This is a genomic window from Streptomyces sp. NBC_01257 (genome assembly GCF_035917255.1).
Lineage (GTDB): Bacteria > Actinomycetota > Actinomycetes > Streptomycetales > Streptomycetaceae > Streptomyces.
The window spans coordinates 9,093,099-9,111,540 of sequence record NZ_CP108472.1; the positions used below are offsets into that span (position 1 = coordinate 9,093,099).

Annotated in this window: 19 protein-coding genes; 11 read left to right on the plus strand and 8 right to left on the minus strand. The window is 68.5% G+C overall.

All coding sequences use genetic code 11. The features are described from left to right. The first annotated feature begins 3 nt into the window (after positions 1-3). The 6 genes from OG408_RS39580 (at position 4) to OG408_RS39605 (ending at position 7,145) form a co-directional block, all read left to right on the plus strand. Positions 4-1,308 (plus strand): ABC transporter substrate-binding protein, encoded by a 1,305-nt coding sequence (locus OG408_RS39580; protein ID WP_285567897.1) that lies wholly within the window; start codon positions 4-6, stop codon positions 1,306-1,308. 111 nt (positions 1,309-1,419) lie between these two features. Then, positions 1,420-2,316 (plus strand): carbohydrate ABC transporter permease, encoded by an 897-nt coding sequence (locus tag OG408_RS39585; protein ID WP_285567895.1) that lies wholly within the window; start codon positions 1,420-1,422, stop codon positions 2,314-2,316. An 8-nt stretch (positions 2,317-2,324) separates the two neighbouring features. After that, positions 2,325-3,272, plus strand: coding sequence for a carbohydrate ABC transporter permease (locus tag OG408_RS39590; RefSeq protein ID WP_405407124.1), 948 nt, complete (start codon positions 2,325-2,327; stop codon positions 3,270-3,272). Between the two features lie 24 nt (positions 3,273-3,296). Next, positions 3,297-4,307 carry a hydroxyacid dehydrogenase gene (locus OG408_RS39595; RefSeq protein ID WP_442806112.1) on the plus strand — a complete coding sequence of 337 codons (1,011 nt, stop codon included), beginning with the start codon at positions 3,297-3,299 and terminating at the stop codon, positions 4,305-4,307. A gap of 111 nt (positions 4,308-4,418) precedes the next feature. Then, on the plus strand, positions 4,419-5,090 hold the full coding sequence (locus OG408_RS39600; protein WP_285568107.1) for a ThuA domain-containing protein: 672 nt from the start codon (positions 4,419-4,421) through the stop codon (positions 5,088-5,090). Between the two features lie 72 nt (positions 5,091-5,162). Then, complete coding sequence (locus OG408_RS39605; RefSeq protein WP_326674343.1) at positions 5,163-7,145, plus strand: hypothetical protein; 1,983 nt, start codon at positions 5,163-5,165, stop codon at positions 7,143-7,145. Between the two features lie 264 nt (positions 7,146-7,409). Here OG408_RS39605 and OG408_RS39610 read toward each other — a convergent pair whose 3' ends face one another. Next, positions 7,410-8,318: a LysR substrate-binding domain-containing protein gene (locus tag OG408_RS39610; protein ID WP_285567891.1), complete on the minus strand. Its 909-nt coding sequence runs from the start codon at positions 8,316-8,318 to the stop codon at positions 7,410-7,412. Positions 8,319-8,457: 139 nt separating this feature from the next. Here OG408_RS39610 and OG408_RS39615 point away from each other — a divergent pair, with 139 nt between their 5' ends. The 4 genes from OG408_RS39615 to OG408_RS39630 all read left to right on the plus strand — a co-directional run bounded on the left by OG408_RS39615 (position 8,458) and on the right by OG408_RS39630 (position 11,007). Beyond that, positions 8,458-8,871: a nuclear transport factor 2 family protein gene (locus OG408_RS39615; protein WP_285567889.1), complete on the plus strand. Its 414-nt coding sequence runs from the start codon at positions 8,458-8,460 to the stop codon at positions 8,869-8,871. A gap of 51 nt (positions 8,872-8,922) precedes the next feature. Then, positions 8,923-9,339 (plus strand): nuclear transport factor 2 family protein, encoded by a 417-nt coding sequence (locus OG408_RS39620; RefSeq protein WP_326674344.1) that lies wholly within the window; start codon positions 8,923-8,925, stop codon positions 9,337-9,339. Between the two features lie 52 nt (positions 9,340-9,391). After that, positions 9,392-10,330, plus strand: coding sequence for a zinc-binding dehydrogenase (locus OG408_RS39625; RefSeq protein ID WP_326674674.1), 939 nt, complete (start codon positions 9,392-9,394; stop codon positions 10,328-10,330). Between the two features lie 266 nt (positions 10,331-10,596). After that, entirely contained in the window at positions 10,597-11,007 is a 411-nt protein-coding gene (locus OG408_RS39630) for a RidA family protein (protein WP_326674346.1), read from the plus strand. Between the two features lie 193 nt (positions 11,008-11,200). Here OG408_RS39630 and OG408_RS39635 read toward each other — a convergent pair whose 3' ends face one another. From OG408_RS39635 to OG408_RS39645, 4 genes are all read right to left on the minus strand, one after another. Then, positions 11,201-11,557: a hypothetical protein gene (locus tag OG408_RS39635; protein WP_326674347.1), complete on the minus strand. Its 357-nt coding sequence runs from the start codon at positions 11,555-11,557 to the stop codon at positions 11,201-11,203. A 147-nt stretch (positions 11,558-11,704) separates the two neighbouring features. Further along, the gene (locus OG408_RS39640) at positions 11,705-12,949 is read right to left on the minus strand and encodes a Helicase associated domain protein (RefSeq protein ID WP_326674348.1); all 1,245 of its coding nucleotides are present in this window, start codon (positions 12,947-12,949) and stop codon (positions 11,705-11,707) included. Further along, complete coding sequence (locus OG408_RS40250; protein ID WP_442806113.1) at positions 12,834-13,412, minus strand: zinc-ribbon domain-containing protein; 579 nt, start codon at positions 13,410-13,412, stop codon at positions 12,834-12,836. The genes OG408_RS39640 and OG408_RS40250 overlap by 116 nt, the downstream gene beginning before the upstream one ends. Beyond that, positions 13,413-13,964, minus strand: coding sequence for a TetR/AcrR family transcriptional regulator (locus OG408_RS39645; protein ID WP_326674349.1), 552 nt, complete (start codon positions 13,962-13,964; stop codon positions 13,413-13,415). Between the two features lie 138 nt (positions 13,965-14,102). Between OG408_RS39645 and OG408_RS39650 the strand changes: the two genes are divergently transcribed. After that, complete coding sequence (locus tag OG408_RS39650) at positions 14,103-15,152, plus strand: aldo/keto reductase (RefSeq protein WP_326674351.1); 1,050 nt, start codon at positions 14,103-14,105, stop codon at positions 15,150-15,152. 197 nt (positions 15,153-15,349) lie between these two features. On the opposite strand, the gene OG408_RS39655 is transcribed toward OG408_RS39650, so the two are convergent. The 3 genes from OG408_RS39655 to OG408_RS39665 all read right to left on the minus strand — a co-directional run bounded on the left by OG408_RS39655 (position 15,350) and on the right by OG408_RS39665 (position 18,130). Continuing rightward, positions 15,350-16,654, minus strand: coding sequence for an MFS transporter (locus tag OG408_RS39655; RefSeq protein ID WP_326674352.1), 1,305 nt, complete (start codon positions 16,652-16,654; stop codon positions 15,350-15,352). A gap of 277 nt (positions 16,655-16,931) precedes the next feature. After that, positions 16,932-17,093 (minus strand): hypothetical protein, encoded by a 162-nt coding sequence (locus OG408_RS39660; RefSeq protein WP_326674354.1) that lies wholly within the window; start codon positions 17,091-17,093, stop codon positions 16,932-16,934. Between the two features lie 155 nt (positions 17,094-17,248). Further along, complete coding sequence (locus tag OG408_RS39665; RefSeq protein ID WP_326674355.1) at positions 17,249-18,130, minus strand: alpha/beta fold hydrolase; 882 nt, start codon at positions 18,128-18,130, stop codon at positions 17,249-17,251. Between the last annotated feature and the right edge of the window lie 312 nt (positions 18,131-18,442).

Sequence of the window (18,442 nt, forward strand, 5' to 3'; positions counted from 1 at the left end):
ATCATGTTTCGTAGACGACTGACAGCACTGGTCGGCTCCGTCGCGGCAATCGGCCTTCTCGCCACGGGATGCGGGAGCTCGGACGGCGGGAGTTCCGCGGCGGAGAAGGGCACCGGGAAGGTCACCTTCTGGTCCTTCGTCAAGGGCTCCGACGAAGTGGCGAAGGCATTCAACCGGACCCACCCGGACATCAAGGTGACCTTCGAGGCGGTGCCCTCGGGCCAGGAGTACTACTCCAAACTCACGAACGCCGTGAAGGCCGGCACCGCCCCCGATGCCGCGGTCGTCGAGTACCCGCAGCTGCCCGAGTTCGCCACCCAGGGCAAGCTGGAGACGCTGAGTGATTCGCTCGGACCTCTGGTCAAGGACCACTTCCCCAAGTCCGTAAGGCAGTTGGTCGAGCTGGGTGGTCAGACCTGGGGCGTTCCCCGCGACGCGGCTCCGCTGATGCTGTACTACCGCAACGACTTCTTCAAGAGCCACGGGATCGGCGTCCCCAAGACGTGGGACGCGTACCGGAACATGACCGCTCAGGTGAAGAAGGCGGATCCGAAGGCCCGCGGCGGCGTTCTCTACACCGACAACCCGGGTCTGCTGACCGCCCTCGCCTGGCAGGCCGGCTCGCAGTGGTTCGGCACGGAGAAGGATGCCTGGAAGGTGTCGCTGGACGACGCTCCGTCCCGGAAGGTCGCCGACTACTGGGGTGACCTCGCCCGGAAGGACCTCGTCACCTCGGTGAGCTCGCTCGACCCGTTCTGGACGGGCGTTCAGCAGAACCGCACCGTCGCCTACGTCTGCGCGAGCTGGTGTGCGGGAGCGCAGCAGGCGACGGTCGCCGACCAGAAGGGCAAGTGGTCGGTGGCCCCGGTGCCCACCTGGGACGGCAAGCCGGCCTCGGCCATGTACGGCGGCTCCTCCTTCGTCATACCGAAGGGCGCCAAGAACAGCGGAGCCGCCGCCGAGTTCATCAAGTGGATCACCACCGACCCCGAAGGCATGAAGGCGTGGGTCTCCTCCGGGACCAGCAGCATGTTCCCCGCGGATCCCAAGCTCGTGCCGGTCACCAAGGCCGCTTTCCCCACCGACTACTTCGGCGGGCAGGACGTGTACGCCCTGGGCAACAAGTCCTACGCGGCGGTCCGGCCCGGCTGGACGTGGGGCCCGGTCATGGGGACCACGAACACGGCCATCGTCGATCAGCTTCCGAAGGTCGCCCAGGGCAAGGTCAAGCTCTTCGACGTCCTCACCGGCGCCCAGCAGGCGACGGTCCAGGACATGGAGCGGCGCGGGATGAAAGTCGCCCCGTAGTACGCGAAGCAGTTCGCGAACCCCGGTGAGCCGATGCCCGCCCCGCAAGGCCGGGGCCGGCATCGGCTCCCGCCCCGACGCCTCCCGCTCCCCTTTCGAGAAAGGCCCGGTATGACAACTCCGTCAGCCCGCGCCCAGCGCCGCACCGCCGCCCTGCTCCTGGCCCCCTTCTTCGTCCTCTTCGCCGCCGTCACCCTCGCCCCGCTGGTCTACGCGGGCTGGATGAGCCTGTTCACCACCCACACCTCGGGCCTCGGCTTCGGCGGGACGGAAGAGGTCTTCGCCGGACTGGACAACTACGTACACGCACTGTCGGACCCCGCGTTCCGCGGCGGATTCCTCACCATCGCCGCGTACGTCGCGATCTACATCCCGGTCATGATCGGCGGGGCCCTCGTCCTCGCCCTCCTGCTGGACTCGGCACTGACCAGGGCGCGGACCTTCTTCCAGCTGGCCCTGTTCCTCCCGCACGCGGTGCCCGGTCTGATCGCGGCACTCATCTGGGTCTACCTGTACACACCCGGACTCAGCCCGGTGATCGACTTCCTCGCCGCGGGCGGTCTCGACATCGACTTCCTGTCGGCGGACAACGCGGTCTTCTCCGCGGCGAACATCGCCGTCTGGGAGTGGATCGGGTACAACATGGTCATCTTCTACGCCGCCCTCCAGGCGGTGCCGACCGAGGCCCTGGACGCGGCGAAGATCGACGGCGCCGGCCAGATCCGTACCGCCCTGTCGATCAAGGTGCCGATGATCCGCCCGGCCATCGCCCTGGCCGTGCTGTTCACCGTCATCGGTTCGGTCCAGCTCTTCACCGAACCGAAGGTCATCTACAGCGCGTCCAGCTCCATCGGCAGCAGCTGGACGCCCAACATGTTCGTCCAGACCGCAGCCTTCACCCACAACGACTTCGGACTGGCGGCAGCGGCCTCGCTGCTCATCGCGCTGTTCGCCGCGCTGCTGTCGTTCCTCGTCACCCGCTTTTCGCGCAGCAGGAGCAAGCCGTGACCAAGACCATGACACGCGTTGCCCCCGCCGGCTCCTCTCCGGCTCCGGAGCAGACGGACGGCAGGCCGACGGACAGGAACCGGCCGGGCCGGCGCGGCCCCGGGAACCGCCCATCGGTCCTGCTGTCCAGAGCGGGAGTGACGGCGATGCTGGGCCTCGCTGCCCTGTACACGCTGCTGCCGATGCTGTGGCTGCTCCTCTCGTCGACCAAGAGCCGTCAGGACCTCTTCGCCACCAACGGCTTCGCCCCGGGCAAGGACTTCGCGCTCGGCGACAACCTCACGTACCTGTTCGAGGTCGACAACGGGATCTTCCTGCGCTGGCTGCTCAACACGGTCCTGTACGCCGGTGTCGGCTCGCTGCTGGCGACGGTGTTCAGCGTGGCCGCCGGGTACACCTTCGACAAACTGAACTTCCCCGGCAAGGAGAAGCTCTTCTCCTTCGTCCTGCTGGGTGTGATGGTGCCCGGCACGGCGATGGCGATCCCGCTCTACCTGATCGCGGCCAAGGCCGGTCTGGTGAACACCTTCTGGGGTGTGTTCATCCCCGGCCTCGTCTTCCCGTTCGGGGTGTACCTGGCCCGTGTCTTCAGCGCCTCGTACATACCCAACGAGGTCCTGGAGGCCGCACGTGTGGACGGGGCGGGCGAGTTCAGGACCTTCTGCAGGATCGGTCTGCCCATGATCGCACCGGGCTTCGTGACCATCTTCCTCTTCCAGTTCACCCAGATCTGGAACAGCTTCTTCCTGCCCTTGGTGATGCTGTCCGACAAGGATCTCTTCCCGGTCAACCTCGGGTTGTACGTCTGGTACTCCTCCGCGCTCTCCCAGGGACACCCGCAGGACTACCTCCTGGCCATCGTCGGATCGCTGGTGTCCGTGGTTCCGCTGGTCATCCTGTTCCTGATGCTCCAGCGGTTCTGGAAGTCCGGCATGACAGCCGGCGCCGTCAAGTAGGCCATCGTCCTGAGGATCATCCCCATGCCACCCACTCCGCCCCGCCCGCGTGCCCTGTTCGCGATGGGCCGTCCGCACCGGGACGCCCTCTTCCCGCCCGCCGCGATCGACCGGCTGACCCGTCTCGTCGACATCGAACCCCAGGTCGTCGCCGAGGACTTCGACCACGTGCCCCACCTAGCAGATGTCGAGATCCTGATCACGTCCTGGGGATGCCGCCCGCTCGACGACGCCGTGCTGGCCCGCATGCCGGCCCTGAAGGCGGTCGTGCACGCGGCAGGAAGTGTCAAACACCATGTGACGGACGCCTGCTGGGACCGCGGGCTCCTCGTCTCCACGGCGGCCGCCGCCAACGCCGTACCCGTCGCCGAGTACACGCTCGCCGCCATCCTCTTCGCCAACAAGCGCGTCCTGGAGATCGGCGGACTCTACCGCGAGCACCGGAACGCCCTGGACTGGGCGGCTCACTTCCCCGGCTTCGGCAACTACCGCAGGACGATCGGTCTGGTGGGCGCGTCCCTCGTGGGACGCAGGGTGCTGGAACTGCTCCGCCCCCACGACTTCGACATCCTGGTGGCCGATCCGCACCTCGATCCCGACACGGCCCGTTCGATGGGCGCCCGGCTCGTCGGGCTCGACGAACTGCTGGCCGCCTCCGACATCGTCTCGCTGCACGCGCCCGCCCTGCCCGAGACGTACCACCTGCTGGATGCCCGCGGACTGTCGCTCATGCGGGACGGCGCCACCCTTGTCAACACGGGGCGCGGCTGCCTCATCGACACCGAGGCACTCACCGCGGAAGCGTTGTCGGGACGCATCCACGCCGTCCTCGACGTCACCGAGCCCGAGGTGCTGCCGGCAACCTCACCGCTGTACTCGCTGCCGAACGTGCTGCTCACCCCACACATCGCCGGCTCACTCGGCGGTGAGCTGCTGCGTATCACCCGAAGCGCTCTGGACGAGGTCGAACGCTACTGCGCGGGGCGGGAGTTCGCGTACCCCGTGACCCGAGCGGCCCTGACCACCTCGGCCTGAGCACTTCGGCCCGAGCGCCTGGGCCTGAGCTTTTCGGCCTGAGTGCCCGGGCGGCCACCGTGCCGCCCCACCACCCCGTCCATCAGAACCCGGAGTGCCGACATGTCCCACATGTCCCAGACCGACCGCCTGTCGGACGTTCTCGTCTTCACCCGCACCACGGCCTACCGGCACGACTCGATCCCCGCCGGGCAGGCGGCTCTGCGCGAGCTGGGGGAGGAGCACGGGTTCTCCGTGGAGACCTCCGAGGACCCCTCGGTCTTCACCGACGCCTCGCTGGCGGGGCGCAGCGCGGTGGTCTTCCTCTCCACCAGCGGCGAGGTGCTCGATCCGGACGGCCGCCTGGCGCTGCGGCGCTGGACCTCGGACGGCGGCGGCTTCATGGGCATCCACTCGGCCGCGTGCACCGAGTACGCCTGGCCGTACTACGGGGAGCTGCTCGGCGCACGCTTCGCCGGCCACCCGGAGTTCCAGGCCGGCACCGTGCTGGTCGAGGACCGGAGCCACCCCTCGACGCGCCATCTGCCGTCGCGATGGGACTGGAACGACGAGTGGTACGACTTCCGGAGCAACCCGCGACGCCCCGGCGTGCAGGTCCTCGCCACCATCGACGAGGCCGGCTACGAGGGAGGCGGCATGGGCGCCGATCACCCACTGGTGTGGTGCAGGGAATCCGGCGCCGGCCGCTCGTTCTACACATCGCTGGGCCACGCGGAGAACGCCTATACCGACCCGGCCTTCCGCGGCCACCTCCTGGGCGGCCTGCGCTGGACCGCGGGCTGACCCCTCCGGCCACGGGGAGGGCCATGAACTCCCCGTGCGCATCCTCAGAAACCGACGAAGGAGCACACAACCATGCAGGACGGATCGATCACACGACGCCAGATAATGCAGTGGGGGGCCGTCGGTGCGGGTGCACTGGCCGTCTCCGCCCTGCCCGCGACCGAGGCCCTGGCGAGGTCGGGGGCGCGGGTGACGGACCTCGGACCGGGGGTGAACAACTTCTCCCTCGCCGCTGCCATTCCGGTGGGCAACAAGGCCTACATCGCCTCACGCAACATCGATCCGATGCGGATCATCGGCTTCGACTTCGACACGCAGAAGGTCACCAGCGTCACCGACGGGCCCGGGATCAGCACCCAGCTGCTCGCCGTCGACCCGGACGGGCGGTATCTGTACTCAGCGATCCGGGAGTACGACTCCGCCCCCGGCCCCGGCTTCATCCGGCTCGACCTCTCCGTGGCCGGCGCGCCCAAGGAGGACCTCCACTCGATCCCCGGCCTCGATCCGTACGCGATCAGCGCCTCACCGGACAACAAGATCTTCTTCGGTGGACGAGAGCTCCAGCCCAAGCTGCGCCAGTACGATCCGGCCACCGGTGAGCTCACCGAGATCGCGATCCCCGATCCGGACGTACCGATGATCCGCTGCCTGCTGGCCACACAGGACAAGATCTACATCGGCACCGGCGCGTCACTCGGCGCCACTCCGACCAGTACCAAGGCCGGACTCTTCGTCATGGACCGGGCCACGAAGAAGATCACGCCGATCCTGCCGAAGGAATTCGCGGGGCAGGTGGAGGTCCGCGACATCGGTCTCCACGACGGCACGCTGTACGTGTGCTCCACCACCGACGCCGGCGCAGCGGTCGCCGTCATGGACGCCGACGACCCGGCCCGGTACACGCTCGCGCAGAGCGAGCAGCACTTCCTGCGACTGCCGCGCAAGCTCGGCGACAAGATGTACTTCAACGGCGCCGCCCTCATCGAGCTGACGTTGAGCACCGGTACGTTCCGCGAGATCAAGCCCAAGGAGGGGGACTTCGGCGAGATCTGGGGCCTGTGGATCCGCGACGACAAGGTCATCGTCGTCTCGGCCTTCGGCCTGATCTTCGAGGTCGATCCCGGCACGGGCTCGGACACCTCATGGGATCTGATCGAGGCGGGCGCCCCGATCGGGCCCCAGCTGGCGATGTCGGTAGCCGCCGACACGCACAACGTGTACGTCGGCGGGACGAACTCGGTCGCACGGCATGATCTGCGTACCGGGAAGCAGAACAGGGTGCTCGCGACGAGCGAGGCCAAGGACATCCTGCTGCACCGGGGCACTGCCCACTTCGCCCAGTACAACGCGATCGGCCTCCTGGCGTTCAACCCGCGCGTCGACGACGAGTGGGCCCGCAAGCTGGCCGATCTGCCGCCGCAGCAGAACCGCCCGCACCAGATCGTCTGGGACGACCGCCACCGGCTGATGGTGATCGGACTGCAGTCCGACTACGAGTCGGGCGGATCGCTGATGACGTTCGACCCGAAGAGCGGTGCCACGACGACCGCCGTCAACCCGATCGATGACGAACAGATGGTCCGTGCGGTCGTCGCGCACGACGGCGTGACCTATCTCGGCGGCCAGAACGTCGCCGCGACCGCCGGCACCCTGGTCGCGTGGGATCCGGTCCGGAGGCGAGAGCTGTGGCGGATGACGCCGCAGTCCAGGCCCACCGGGATCACGGGCCTCACCGTGCTCGGCCGCCACCTGTACGTCATGTGCTTCAGGGGCGACTTCTTCGTGATCGACCTGCGTACCCGGAAGGTGATCCACTCCGCCAACCACGGCTCGGTGGTGCCGAACTACGGGACGCTGCTCGCCGATCGCGGGTACGTGTACGGGGCGTCCAGCTCGGATTTCGTCCGCTACGACAAGAAGACGTTCGCACGTACCGACCTGGTGGAGCTCGACGCCGACTGGTACGGCATCCCGCGAGCCGCGGTGGACGAGCGCGGCAGGTTCTATGCCATCCGCGGCCGCAATCTGATCCGGATCGACGTCAGCCGCTGCTGAGGTGACTCACGACGCTCTCCTCGGCGTTCCGACGTGTGCCGGAACGCCGAGGAGAGCGTCACGACGGCATGGACGACCGACGACCCTCACCATCGGTCCGGGCCGTACGGGAACGCCGCACTCTCGCGGAGGCCGGCAGACGCGTCGGCCGAGGACCACCTGCACACGGTGGACGCGCTGCTTGCCCGGGACGAGAGACGCGCGTGCACGGTCCTCACCTGCCGCCTCGGTCGCGTCGGGGACGCCCACCACCCGGCTGAAGGGTCAGCTCGGGGAGCGGAGCCAGCCATGAGTGCGGGCGGTGTCGGCGGTGACCTGGAGCAGCCGGGCCGTGACGGGCTGCCCGGTGCCGCCGCGGGTGAGGAGGTGGATCTCGATGGCCGAGACCGGGGACAGCGGCCGCCACACCAGTCCGGCCGGCAGACCGGGAAGAACGGATGCGCCGACCACGGAGACCGCGTTGCCTTGAGCTACGGGCATGTGCGCGACGTCGAAGGACAGCTGCCGTTCGCGCAGCTTCGGTGCGATGCCGGCGCGTTCGAAGATGCCGGTGATCGCGTCGTGGTGCCCGGGGTTGTCGCTGCGGGCGTGCAGGAGGACCGTCTGGCCGGCGAGTGCGGCGACATCGACCTCCGAGTGCTCGGCCAGTGGATGTCCTTCCGCCATGAGTACGCCCTGGGGCTCCAGGCGCACGAAGGTGCGGACGAGTTGGGGCGTCGGCGGCGGGCAGCGGACCAGGCCGGCGTCGAGGGTGCCCTCGGCGACGCCGGCTACGACCTCGGCGGTGGGCAGCAGCCGGGTGGTGACGCTGATGTCCGGGTGCGCCTCGGCGAGTGCTGCGAGCAGGGTGGGTGCGGTGTCGTAGCTGGTGCTCGCGCTGTAGCCGATGGAGATCTTCCCCTGGGCCCCGGTGGCGAAGGCGCGTACGTCGCGCCACAGCCGGTCGGCTTCCGCGCAGAGTTCCTGGCCGCGCTCTTGAAGCAGTCGGCCGGCCTCGGTGACCGAGGTGGACTGGGTGGTGCGCTCCAGCAGTTGCACACCCAGTTCCTTCTCCAGCTCGCGTATCTGGCGGCTCAGCGCGGGCTGGGCCAGGTGCAGGCGCGCGGCGGCCCGGGTGAAATTGAGCTCCTCGGCGACGGCAAGGAAGTAGCGAAGGCGGCGGAGCTCTGACATGCCGAACATCGTACAGGTGGGTTGAACTGCCGTTATGCCGCTGTGTTCTGGGCCGAGCCGGAACAGGTCTTTCCCTTCCGAGGTGGGGGATCCGTAGGTTCGAGGCATCGGAAAGAACACCGCCACGAAGGGGCAGAACATGAACGAGCGGGAGCACACCGAGGCCGGCAAGGCAGTCGTCCAGGCGTACATGGACACCCTGATGACCGGTGATGTCGACGCGCTGCGCGACTTCTTCACCCCCGACACGACCTGGACGCTGGCCGGTGACCTGCCCCTGTCGGGGACCTGGACCGGGCCGGACGAGATCCTCGGAGAGTTCGTTCCGCGGATGGTGGCCCGGCTGCGCCCGGAGACGATCGAGTTCACCTTCGACGGGCTGATCGCCGAGGGCGACCAGGTCCTCGCCGAGTGGAACACCCGCGCCCTGGCCAAGACCGGGGGCCGCTACGACCAGCACTGCCTCGCAGTCTTCACGGTCCGCGACGGCAGGATCGCGACGGTGCGCGAATACTTCGACACCCTGCACGCCAAGACGGTCGTCTTCGCCTGACCACGCCTGCCCCCCCCCGACCCCGCCTGCGACGAACCAAGGAGCACCGGCATGACCGCGCAAACCGAACCGACCGCTGTGGTGCTGCGCTACTTCGAGGCACTGGAGGCCGGCGACCAGGAGGCCATCCTCGACTCCTGGGCCGAGGGAGGCAGCTGCTGGTACGGCGGCGACCTGCCGATCTCCGGTACGTGGCAGGGCCACGACCAGGTGATCAACGGTTTCCTGGCCACCGCCTTCGCCCACCTGGACCCGGTGAAGGAGATCGGAATCAGGATCACCAACCACTTCGGCGCCGGCGAGCAGGTCCTCGTCGAATGGGACTCCTGGGCCACTGGCCGGACCGGCCGTCCGTACCAGGAGAACAACGTCGGCGTCTTCACGGTCCGCGACGGCAAGATCACGAACATGCGCGAGTACGCCGACACCCAGCACTGGGAGCGCGCCCTCGTCGCGCCCGTCGCCTGAACCCCGAGCACCCGCACACAAGCGAGAGGCCTTTGAAGCGATGTCAGGAATGATGAAGGCGATACTGCCCGGAGCAACTGCCGACACCGGCCAATCGGTCGTCCTCGGTGAGGCCGCCGAGCCGGAGCCCGCCACGGACGAGGTGGTTGTCGCGGTGGAGGCGTACTCCGTCAACCGCGGGGAGACCTTCCAGCTCGACGGCGGTCTCGATCGCCGCTGGGCGGGCTGGCGGCCCGGCAAGGACGTCGCCGGTACCGTCGTACGGGCCGCGGCCGACGGCAGCGGGCCGGCCACGGGAACCCGGGTCGTGGCCCATCCGCCCGCATACGGCTGGGCCGAGCGCGTCGCCGTGCCCACCACCAGTCTCGCCGAGCTGCCCGACAGCGTCGATGCCGTGACCGCCGCGGCCCTGCCACTGGCGGGGATCACCGCGCTGCGACTGCTGCGCGCCGCCGGTCCGCTGGCCGGCCGTCGGGTCCTGCTCACCGGTGCCAGCGGTGGCGTCGGCCACTACGTGACGGAACTCGCCGCCGCAGGCGGTGCTGCCGTCACCGCGGTCAGCGCCACCGCGGACCGCGGCGCGCAGCTGCTGCAGCTGGGGGCAACCGAACTGATCACGTCGGTGGATGACGCCGCAGGCCCGTACGACGTGGTGCTGGAGTCGGTCGGCGGGGCCGGCCTGCCCGCCGCTCTGGCCCAGCTGGCTCCCGGTGGCCTGCTGGTGTGGTTCGGCCAGGCGAGCCGCGAGCCCGTCACCCTCGACTTCTTCGACTTCTTCAGGGGCCCGAACCAGGCCCGTATCGCGCATTTCGACTACACCACCTCGGACGCAACTTTCGGCGGGGACCTGTCCGCCCTGGTGCGACTGGTCGCCGCCGGCCGCCTGCACCCCGAGATCGGCACGGTACGGGACTGGGCCCGCACCGCCGACGTCATCGCCGACCTGCGCGCCCGCACCGTCCGCGGCAAAGCCGTACTGACCGTCGCCTGACCCGTCGCGCGCACCGGACTCGGACAGCGCGGATCCGGGATGAGGGAGCACGAGCCGCTCTGTCCGGATCGGATCGCGTGGCAAGGGCTGTGGGGCCCAGTTCTGTCGTACCGGCAAGACAGTCAGCAGGCTCCTGGCGGAACCCGGGTCGAAGCTTGAGGACCAGGCACTGGGCTTGTCCTCGAACCGCTGCACGTCACTGCGGAGTGCTGACCCGTGGGGAAAATGAGGTGCGTGCCGGCACCACGCTGGTCAGACTCGCTGACATGACCGAGAAGATCACCCGCATCAACCCCGAGCAACTGCATGCGACACCCGGCTACCACCACATCACCGTGGTGGAGGCAGGCCGTACCGCCTATCTGGCGGGGCAGTGCCCGCTTGATGGGAACGGCGACCTCGTCGGTTCCGACTCCCTCGAGACGCAGATCGACCAGGTGGTCGCGAACGCGCTCACTGCCCTGGCAGCCGTGAGCGCCCAGCCCGAACATGTGGTGCGGTCGGTGATCTACGTGCGAAGCGATGAGAGGGACACTCTCGGTGCCGCATGGAGTCGGCTCACCGAGTCCGGCCTCGGTCCGGCATTCACCACTGCCAGCACGCTCCTGGGCGTCGCCCAGCTGGGCTTTCTGGGACAGCTCGTCGAGGTGGATCTCACCGTGGCGCTGCCTGAGTGACTTCGAACGGCGTTTCGGGCCAGAGGGTCCAGCTTGGCATGCGCGTGGCTGTCGGACGCCAGTGCCACTGAAGCCGGCATCGCCCGACTTCCGGCGGCCCCGGGGGAAGCCGGCCCACCATGAGGTGGGAACCTGTCCCCGGCGAATGAGCTGACGGTTGGCCCCATGGGCGTATCCGCCATGCGGTGCCGGGTCACTCCGGATGGGCCAGTGCGTCCTTCTGTAGTTGTGCCGCCGCCAGCAGGCTCAGTTTCGGTTCCGCCTGACGCAGCGCCTTCACCGCAGCGACTGAGGCGATGTCTCCGGTGAACCCGGCGGCTGCCAGCCGGGAGCGGACCCAGCGGGCGCGCAGTAGGCCCTCGGTGTCTGCGGCGGTCGACTCCACGAGCGCGGCGGCGCGTTCCAGGCCTGGACGCTCCTCGGGCGATGCCTCGGCCAATGCCTGACGCAGGGTTGCCGCGATCTCGTCCGCGTCCCGGATGACCAGCACGAAGTTGTGCTTTTTACTGAGTCCCGTGATGGCTGCCATGTGGATCAGCGTGACGGTCATGATCTCCGTATGGCAAGCAACTTGAGGATTTCCAGAGGCTCGGCCCTCCCACTGCCTGCGCCCGGCAGGGGCCTCACGCATGGACACGCGACCCGGGCCCGCGCACGGGACCGCGGTGAGGCGCGGGCCGGCCGGGGCCCACCGTGGTCAGGGCAGGGTCTCCCCGTACTGGGCCAGGAGCGCCCGCAGGCGGATCGCCTTGTCGTCTCCGCGGCCCCGGAGACGGTTCTTGTGGTTGCGCTTCCACCTGGCGAGCGCCTTCTCGTGTTCGTCGCCGAGGGTCAGGCTCGGCTGTATGTGGCCCCGTGCCGCCCCGAAGTCCTGAAGGTGCTGAAGCATTGCGGTCCACTGGTCTCCCTGCTGATCCCAGGTCCATCCCGGGAGCGCCTCGAGCTCGGCCTCCTGTGAGGCAGACAGGACATCGCGGCGGGTGCGCCAGGAGTTGAGCCACACTCCCACGGGGTGGCTGTTCCACTGCTCGCGCTGTTTGACCGACGAGACGGGACGGCCGGTGGCGGCACAGAACTGCTGCATCACCTCGACCTTCGTGTCGTGGGCGTCCTGATAGGGGTCCCAGGACCAGCCGGGTACCTTCTCCATGGCTTCGAGCTGATCGCCCGGCAGATCGCCGCCGCAGGCGATGAGCTCGGCCCGCCGCTTTCGGAGGTTGTTCGCCCACACGGTCGCATCGCGGCTGGACGGCAGTTCCTCCCGCTCGCGCGGATCTCCAGGTTCGGCCCGCCGCAGGTACCGGTCGTGGCCGGCCCAGAAACCTGCCTCGTGCGCAGTCCGGGAGGACCAGGTGGCGATCGTCGCCAGACGCCCGGCCCGGTCGGCTCGCAGGCGACCGGTGCGCTGAAGTCGCCGCTGCTTGCGGCACCAGAGTCCCAGATTGCGTCCGTCGACGCAGAGCTGGTCCGTGGGGTAGCAGTCGCCGGTGTCGGCCTCGTACGCCACCAGCTCCTCGAACATGAAGCCCCACGCGTCGTTCTGCGCCGAGTACTCCAGCCGCCGTGCCGCTTGCTCGCCGATGCGCTCGCGGATCCACCTGCTCGCTGTTTCCTGTGCCTGGGGAGCGTCCAGGGCCCGGTACTGTTCGGCCGCTGCCGGGTTCAGCAGACCAAGCACCACCAGGTGGTCGAGGACGTCGGCCGCGGCGGTCTCCGGCTCTGCGAGGAAGCCGACCCTTACGTCGTAGGCCGGGTCGAGGAGGTCGAGTGGGGCCTCCCTGATACGCACCACGATCCAACCGGACTCGCGCAGCCGTCGGGACTTCTCACTGTCCCTCCTGGCCGACTGCTCGTTCCCGTGGAAGTAGGAGCCGTCGAACTCGAGGACCATGCGCAGACCGTCGGCGTCGATCACCATGTCGACCCGCTCGACGAACGGCATCACGGTAGGCGTCGATGGCGAGGACTGTGCTGAGTTCGGCCTTGAGCCGCAGCTCCTGCGCTGATGTCTGGCGCAGGCGGCAGGTGGGGCATCCGGTGCCGTAGCGCTTGCGGAACCCTCCGCTGCGGTTGTTCACCACGGCTTCCCACGGATCGTGCGCGGGAAAGTCCGGGCAGTTCCAGTAGACCTTTCGGTTGGAGGCGACCGTCAGTGAGTCGGGGGTGACCCCTGACCTCTCGACGTTCAGTGTCGCGGCCAGGTCCGGTTTCACTGTCGATAACCGGTTCGCGTCCGTGATCCGTACGGTCCCCACGTAACTGCTTCCTTCCGGCTCGGACTGCGCCCGGCCACGGTGCCTTGCCGGGGGTTGGAGTGGAACGGGGCGAGGGCGGTGACGGTGCGGGCCGAGGTTCGTTTGAACGGGTCGGCTGCTCGCTGTCAGGTGCAGTGCCGTGCCGCTCACCTATGGGCGGAACCCTTCGATCGCGAGATCCAGGAGGCGGTCGACCTGGGCGGCACCCTCCGGGCCGTTCGGCGTACGCCACAAACAGCTCAACAGCATGATCACGTCGACGGGGTCAATGCCGGGGCGCACCTCGCCCGCCTCGACGCAGGCGTCGAGGAGGCGCTGGACCGCGGCCGTTACGGGGGGCCAGGAGGCGCTGATCACGTCCTTGGCGGCGGCGGAGTGCAGCGCTTCGCCGAGGCCGTGCTTGATGCGCACGTAGCCGGTGAGGGTGATGAACCAGGTGCGCAGCGCCTCCAGTGGGGGCTGGGCGGCGAGGGCGTCGCTCACGGCGTCGGTGAGTCGGTCGATGCCGTGCTGGTGGACTTCGAGGAGCAGTGCTTCGCGGGTCGGGAAGTGCCGGTAGAGGGTGCCGGGGCCGATGCCCGCCCGCTTGGCGATCGAGTTGAGCGAGGCATCGGGGGACTCGGTGAGTGCGTCGTGGGCCACCTGGAGGATCAGCTCCCGGTTCTTGAGTGCGTCGGCGCGCTGCCGTGAGGCCTCGGGCATGGGTCCTCCTGGTGGTGATGCGGCGGTGAGGGGCTGCGGAGGGCGGCCTTCGCTTGCTAAGCGGAGAGCTCTCCGTTACCGTCGAAGAGTCAGGCGGAGACATCTCCGTTTCTGCTCTCTCATTGTAGGAGCTCTCCCATGCGTTACATCAAACTGGGCCGTACCGGCCTCGATGTCTCCCCGATCGCAGTCGGCGCCATGACCTACGGCGAGCCCGGCCGCGGTCACCCCGTGTGGTCCCTCGACGAGGAGTCCAGCCGCCCCCTGATCAGGCACGCCCTGGACGCGGGCATCAACTTCTTCGACACCGCGAACATGTACTCCTACGGCTCGTCCGAGGAGATCCTGGGCCGGGCCCTGAAGGACTACACCGACCGCGACGACGTCGTCATCACCACCAAGGTCCGCCACACCATGCGACCCGGCCGACCGAACAGCGGCGGGCTGTCCCGCAAGGCGATCATGTCCGAGATCGACGCCAGTCTGCGCCGCCTGGGCACCGACTACATCGACATCTACATGATCCACCGCTTCGACAACCAGACGCCACTGGAGGAGACCCTCGAGGCGCTGAACGACGTGGTGAAGGCCGGCAAGGCCCGCTACCTCGGCGCGTCCTCCATGCACGCCTGGCAGTTCGCCAAGGCCCTGCACCTCCAGGAACGCAACGGCTGGGCCGGCTTCGTGACCATGCAGAACCACTACAACCTCCTCGCCCGCGAAGAGGAACGCGAAATGCTGCCGCTCTGCGCCGACGAGGGCGTCGCCACCATGGTCTGGAGCCCGCTCGCCCGGGGCCGCCTCGCCCGCCCCTTCGACGAAGCGAACACCGGCGCCCGCGCGGCGACCGACGGCGGCTTCGCCGACATGCTCTACAAGGCCAACGCGGACAGCGACCGCCAGATCATCGACGAGACCGGCGCCATCGCCGAAGCCCACCACGTCAGCCGCGCCCAGGTCGCTCTCGCCTGGCTGCGCCGCAACCCCGTCGTCGCAGCCCCCCTGGTCGGTGCCCGTACCCTCCAGCAGATCGACGACGCGGTCGCCTCCCTCGACCTCGACCTCACCGACGACGAGGCCCGCCGCCTGGAACTCCCCTACACCCCCCGCCACGACTTCCAGGGCGTCTCCGACGAACGCGAGATCGAACGTATCAAGGCCTCCATCCCCGGCTACGCCAACACCTGAGACACCGGGACCGGTGACGCACCACGCGGCGCCACATCCGGCCCCTCCACAGGGTGAGGCCCGGCCGCCGCACTCCGACCTCGACGGCATTCTCTGCTGCGTGGTGGTGCCTGCCCCTCCCTCCTCGGGAACGAGTGTGTGAACGCCGGACCCGGTTCACGACATGTGCGCAACGCCGAAGAGGGTCGTGAGCGTGCCTACACCGGTCTCGCCCCCGTCCCTCGCGACGACAGAGACGTCGCCGTGGTGTCGTGGGAGGGGCCGGAACGGTCCATCCGTTTCCAGACAGGGAAGATCACGGGGCTGAGCGTGGCAAGCAGGTACACGCCGCCGAACGTCACCAGCGCGGACTGCAGGCCGGCAGAATCCGCGAGGAAGCCCGCGGCCAGTCCGCCCAGGGGAGTGACCAGCTGGGTCGCGGCCGTTGTCGTACTCAGCACGCGGCTGCGCAGCTCTTCGGGCACCGCTTCGTAGGTCACTGTGGCCATGATGGGGTTGAGGACGCCGAAGGCGAGACCCTCGACTGCCATGATCACGGCCAGCGGGGCGAAACGGTCGGTGAGGGCGGCCACTGCGAAGCGAGGCAGGCCCGCGACGAGAAACGCGATCGTGAACACCGGCCACCGCCGCAAGCGGCTGCCGATCGCCCCGTAGACCAGCGCCCCTGTGAGTGCACAGATCCCGAACGCTGCGTTCAGCAGACCGAGATCGATGGCACCACCATGCTCCTCACGGGCATGTACGGGCAGGAGCACCGCGCTCCATCCCTGGTCGAGGCCCCTGGTGACCAGCGTCATCAGGCACAGGCCCAGCAGCAGCGGGGTGGCCGCCAGGAATCGGTAGCCTTCCGCGAGTTCATGGCGGTAGGCACGCAACGATGTCGCCTCGACCTGCCGCTGGGGCTGTGCCTCGGGCAGGTCGCGCACCCCGAACGCGAACAGCGGCGCGGCCACGACGAACGTCGCCGCATCCACCAACAGGACGCTTTCGGCACCGAGCGCAGCGATCAGCACGCCCCCGAGAGCCGATCCGGTCAGCGCCGCACAACGTGCCGCACCGTCGTACAGACCTGCGGCTCTGGACAGCGGCATTCCGGCGCGCGCGGCGAGCGTGGGCAACAGCACGCTGCGGGCCGTCTCACCCGGAGAACGAAACAGTCCTGTCAACGCCATCAGCACACACAGCATCCAGAACCGCAGGACGCCGGCGAACTGCAGCAGCGGAATCGCCGCAACCGCGACTCCGCAGGCGAGATCCGAGGCGACACTCACCCGACGTCGCCCGATCCGGTCGATGACCGGACCACCGACGAGCGCAGCGAGCACGACGGGCACCAGGGTGCAGAACGCGACGATCCCGGCCGCGGTGGCGCTGCCCGTGCTCTGCAGCACGAACCACGGCACACCCATATACGTCAGACAACTGCCAGTGATCGAAACGAGATTGGCGGCAAGAACCGTTGTGAGAGGACGACGGTCACCCGTCAGGAAGTCTTCGGACACTACGGGGGTCTCCCATGAGGGGAAGCGCCCACCGCGTACGGGACAAGTCAGCCGGCGGGCGAAGCGAAGGAGTCAGCGTCTGGCGCGCATGACGAGGCGCACCGCGATGCGGTGTTCACAAGCAGCGCCTCCAACACTTCGCCGGGAAGACCACCCAGCACCTTCACGCATTGTCGCTTCAGGCCCCGAGCCTCCGCAATGCATTCCTGAGGCCACAGGAACGAACACGGCGTCCGCCCGCGGACACATCCCAGGGCGGGCATCGCCGCCGGGCCGGTCAGGCGCCTGCCGCCCACGTGACGCCCAGCTCGCGCAGAGCCTCCACCTGCTCCTGGTCGAGCCTGCCGCGGCGCTGCTTCCGGTTGGAGTACCAGACCCCAGGCGCGAGCTCGTGCTCCTGGCCGTCGAAGACCACCCACTCTCGATGAACCCGCTTCACCGACGACGTCGCCTCAAGGGCGACGTCTTGTGCGTGGGCGGTCAGGTCTCGACGAACCTGCCGTGCCTTTGAGATCAGGCCCTTCGTCGCATGCACGGCGGCGAGGGCGGGAGAGGAGGCCTCAGCTGGGGCCGTAGGTGCGACGGACGACCTGCTCAGCCGGTGTGGGACACCATGGCGTCGATCAACTGCGGCCAGAGTTCGCGGGGGCGGTCGTGGCCCATGTCGGGGATCAGCAGCAGTTCCGCACCCGGGACGAGTTCCGCGGTGCGCCTTCCACCGCTGGGGTTGATCAGCGTGTCGTCCAGGCCGTGGATCACGAACGTCGGCACGCGCAGGTCGCGGAGGGCGTTCTCACGTGAACCGCTGAGGATCATCGCGCCGAGTTGCCGCCCGATCCCCGCGGGGTAGTAGGAGCGGTCGTAGCTTGCGGCGGCCAGCTCACGCAGAGCCGTGGCGTCGCCGTAGCGCCTGGAGGCCCACACCAGTTCCTTCTCCGCCGCCGCGACATATCCTGCGCGGTCCGCCGGCTTCGCAGTGAACAGCACCGCTTGAGCCTCCGGGCTGGACTGGCCGTACTCACTCTCGCCGGTCGAGGACATCATCGACGTCAAGGTCAGCACCCGCTCCGGGGAGGAGAGGGCCATGGTCTGGGCGACCATCCCGCCCATTGAGGTGCCGACCACGTGGGCGCGTTCGATACCGAGGGCGGTGAGCAGGCCGAGACCGTCGTCGGCCATGTCTTGTAGGCGGTAGGGAACCATCGCGAGGGCGGCGGGAATGTCACCCGAGCTGACAGTCGCGATGAACTTGCCCATGTCGACAGGGTGATCGTCGAACTTGGTGGACAGCCCGCAGTCGCGGTTGTCGTACCGGATCACGTACCGGCCACGACCTGCCAGTGCCCGGCAGAAGTCCTCGGGCCAGGCAAGCATCTGCGCTCCGAAACCCATCACGAGCAGGATGGGTGGGTCCACGGGGTCACCGAAGCTCTCGTACGCGATGGAAACCTCGGAAGACACCACAACGACAGACATATGTGCAGCCTGCCACAGTCGGCCAAGACACCGGCTCAGCAAGCGCGCGTGACCTGCGACTCTTCTGTTGATCTCCCCGCGATCCGCCGGGCAGGACCTGTCCATAAGTCACCGCGTACTGGCACATGCCCGGGAAGACCGGTGGTGCGGCGCGCCGGCCCGTCCTCGTACGTCCTTCCCGCACGGGCTTTCGGGCTCAGGATTCCCAAGCGATGCGTTGCCGCAGGGCGACGGGCATTTCCTCACGACTTCGGAGACCTGGACACGGCATGCGCCCGTGCAGTGCCGTGTCCGGCGGCCACCTGTGTGGGG

Bases quoted from the DNA above. Each gene is read 5' to 3' on its own strand.
- OG408_RS39580 (WP_285567897.1), top strand. From the start codon at position 4: ATGTTTCGTAGACGACTGACAGCACTGGTCGGCTCCGTCGCGGCAATC.
- OG408_RS39585 (WP_285567895.1), top strand. From the start codon at position 1,420: ATGACAACTCCGTCAGCCCGCGCCCAGCGCCGCACCGCCGCCCTGCTC.
- OG408_RS39590 (WP_405407124.1), top strand. From the start codon at position 2,325: ATGACACGCGTTGCCCCCGCCGGCTCCTCTCCGGCTCCGGAGCAGACG.
- OG408_RS39595 (WP_442806112.1), top strand. From the start codon at position 3,297: ATGCCACCCACTCCGCCCCGCCCGCGTGCCCTGTTCGCGATGGGCCGT.
- OG408_RS39600 (WP_285568107.1), top strand. From the start codon at position 4,419: ATGTCCCAGACCGACCGCCTGTCGGACGTTCTCGTCTTCACCCGCACC.
- OG408_RS39605 (WP_326674343.1), top strand. From the start codon at position 5,163: ATGCAGGACGGATCGATCACACGACGCCAGATAATGCAGTGGGGGGCC.
- OG408_RS39610 (WP_285567891.1), bottom strand. From the start codon at position 8,318: ATGTCAGAGCTCCGCCGCCTTCGCTACTTCCTTGCCGTCGCCGAGGAG.
- OG408_RS39615 (WP_285567889.1), top strand. From the start codon at position 8,458: ATGAACGAGCGGGAGCACACCGAGGCCGGCAAGGCAGTCGTCCAGGCG.
- OG408_RS39620 (WP_326674344.1), top strand. From the start codon at position 8,923: ATGACCGCGCAAACCGAACCGACCGCTGTGGTGCTGCGCTACTTCGAG.
- OG408_RS39625 (WP_326674674.1), top strand. From the start codon at position 9,392: ATGAAGGCGATACTGCCCGGAGCAACTGCCGACACCGGCCAATCGGTC.
- OG408_RS39630 (WP_326674346.1), top strand. From the start codon at position 10,597: ATGACCGAGAAGATCACCCGCATCAACCCCGAGCAACTGCATGCGACA.
- OG408_RS39635 (WP_326674347.1), bottom strand. From the start codon at position 11,557: ATGACCGTCACGCTGATCCACATGGCAGCCATCACGGGACTCAGTAAA.
- OG408_RS39640 (WP_326674348.1), bottom strand. From the start codon at position 12,949: ATGCCGTTCGTCGAGCGGGTCGACATGGTGATCGACGCCGACGGTCTG.
- OG408_RS39645 (WP_326674349.1), bottom strand. From the start codon at position 13,964: ATGCCCGAGGCCTCACGGCAGCGCGCCGACGCACTCAAGAACCGGGAG.
- OG408_RS39650 (WP_326674351.1), top strand. From the start codon at position 14,103: ATGCGTTACATCAAACTGGGCCGTACCGGCCTCGATGTCTCCCCGATC.
- OG408_RS39665 (WP_326674355.1), bottom strand. From the start codon at position 18,130: ATGTCTGTCGTTGTGGTGTCTTCCGAGGTTTCCATCGCGTACGAGAGC.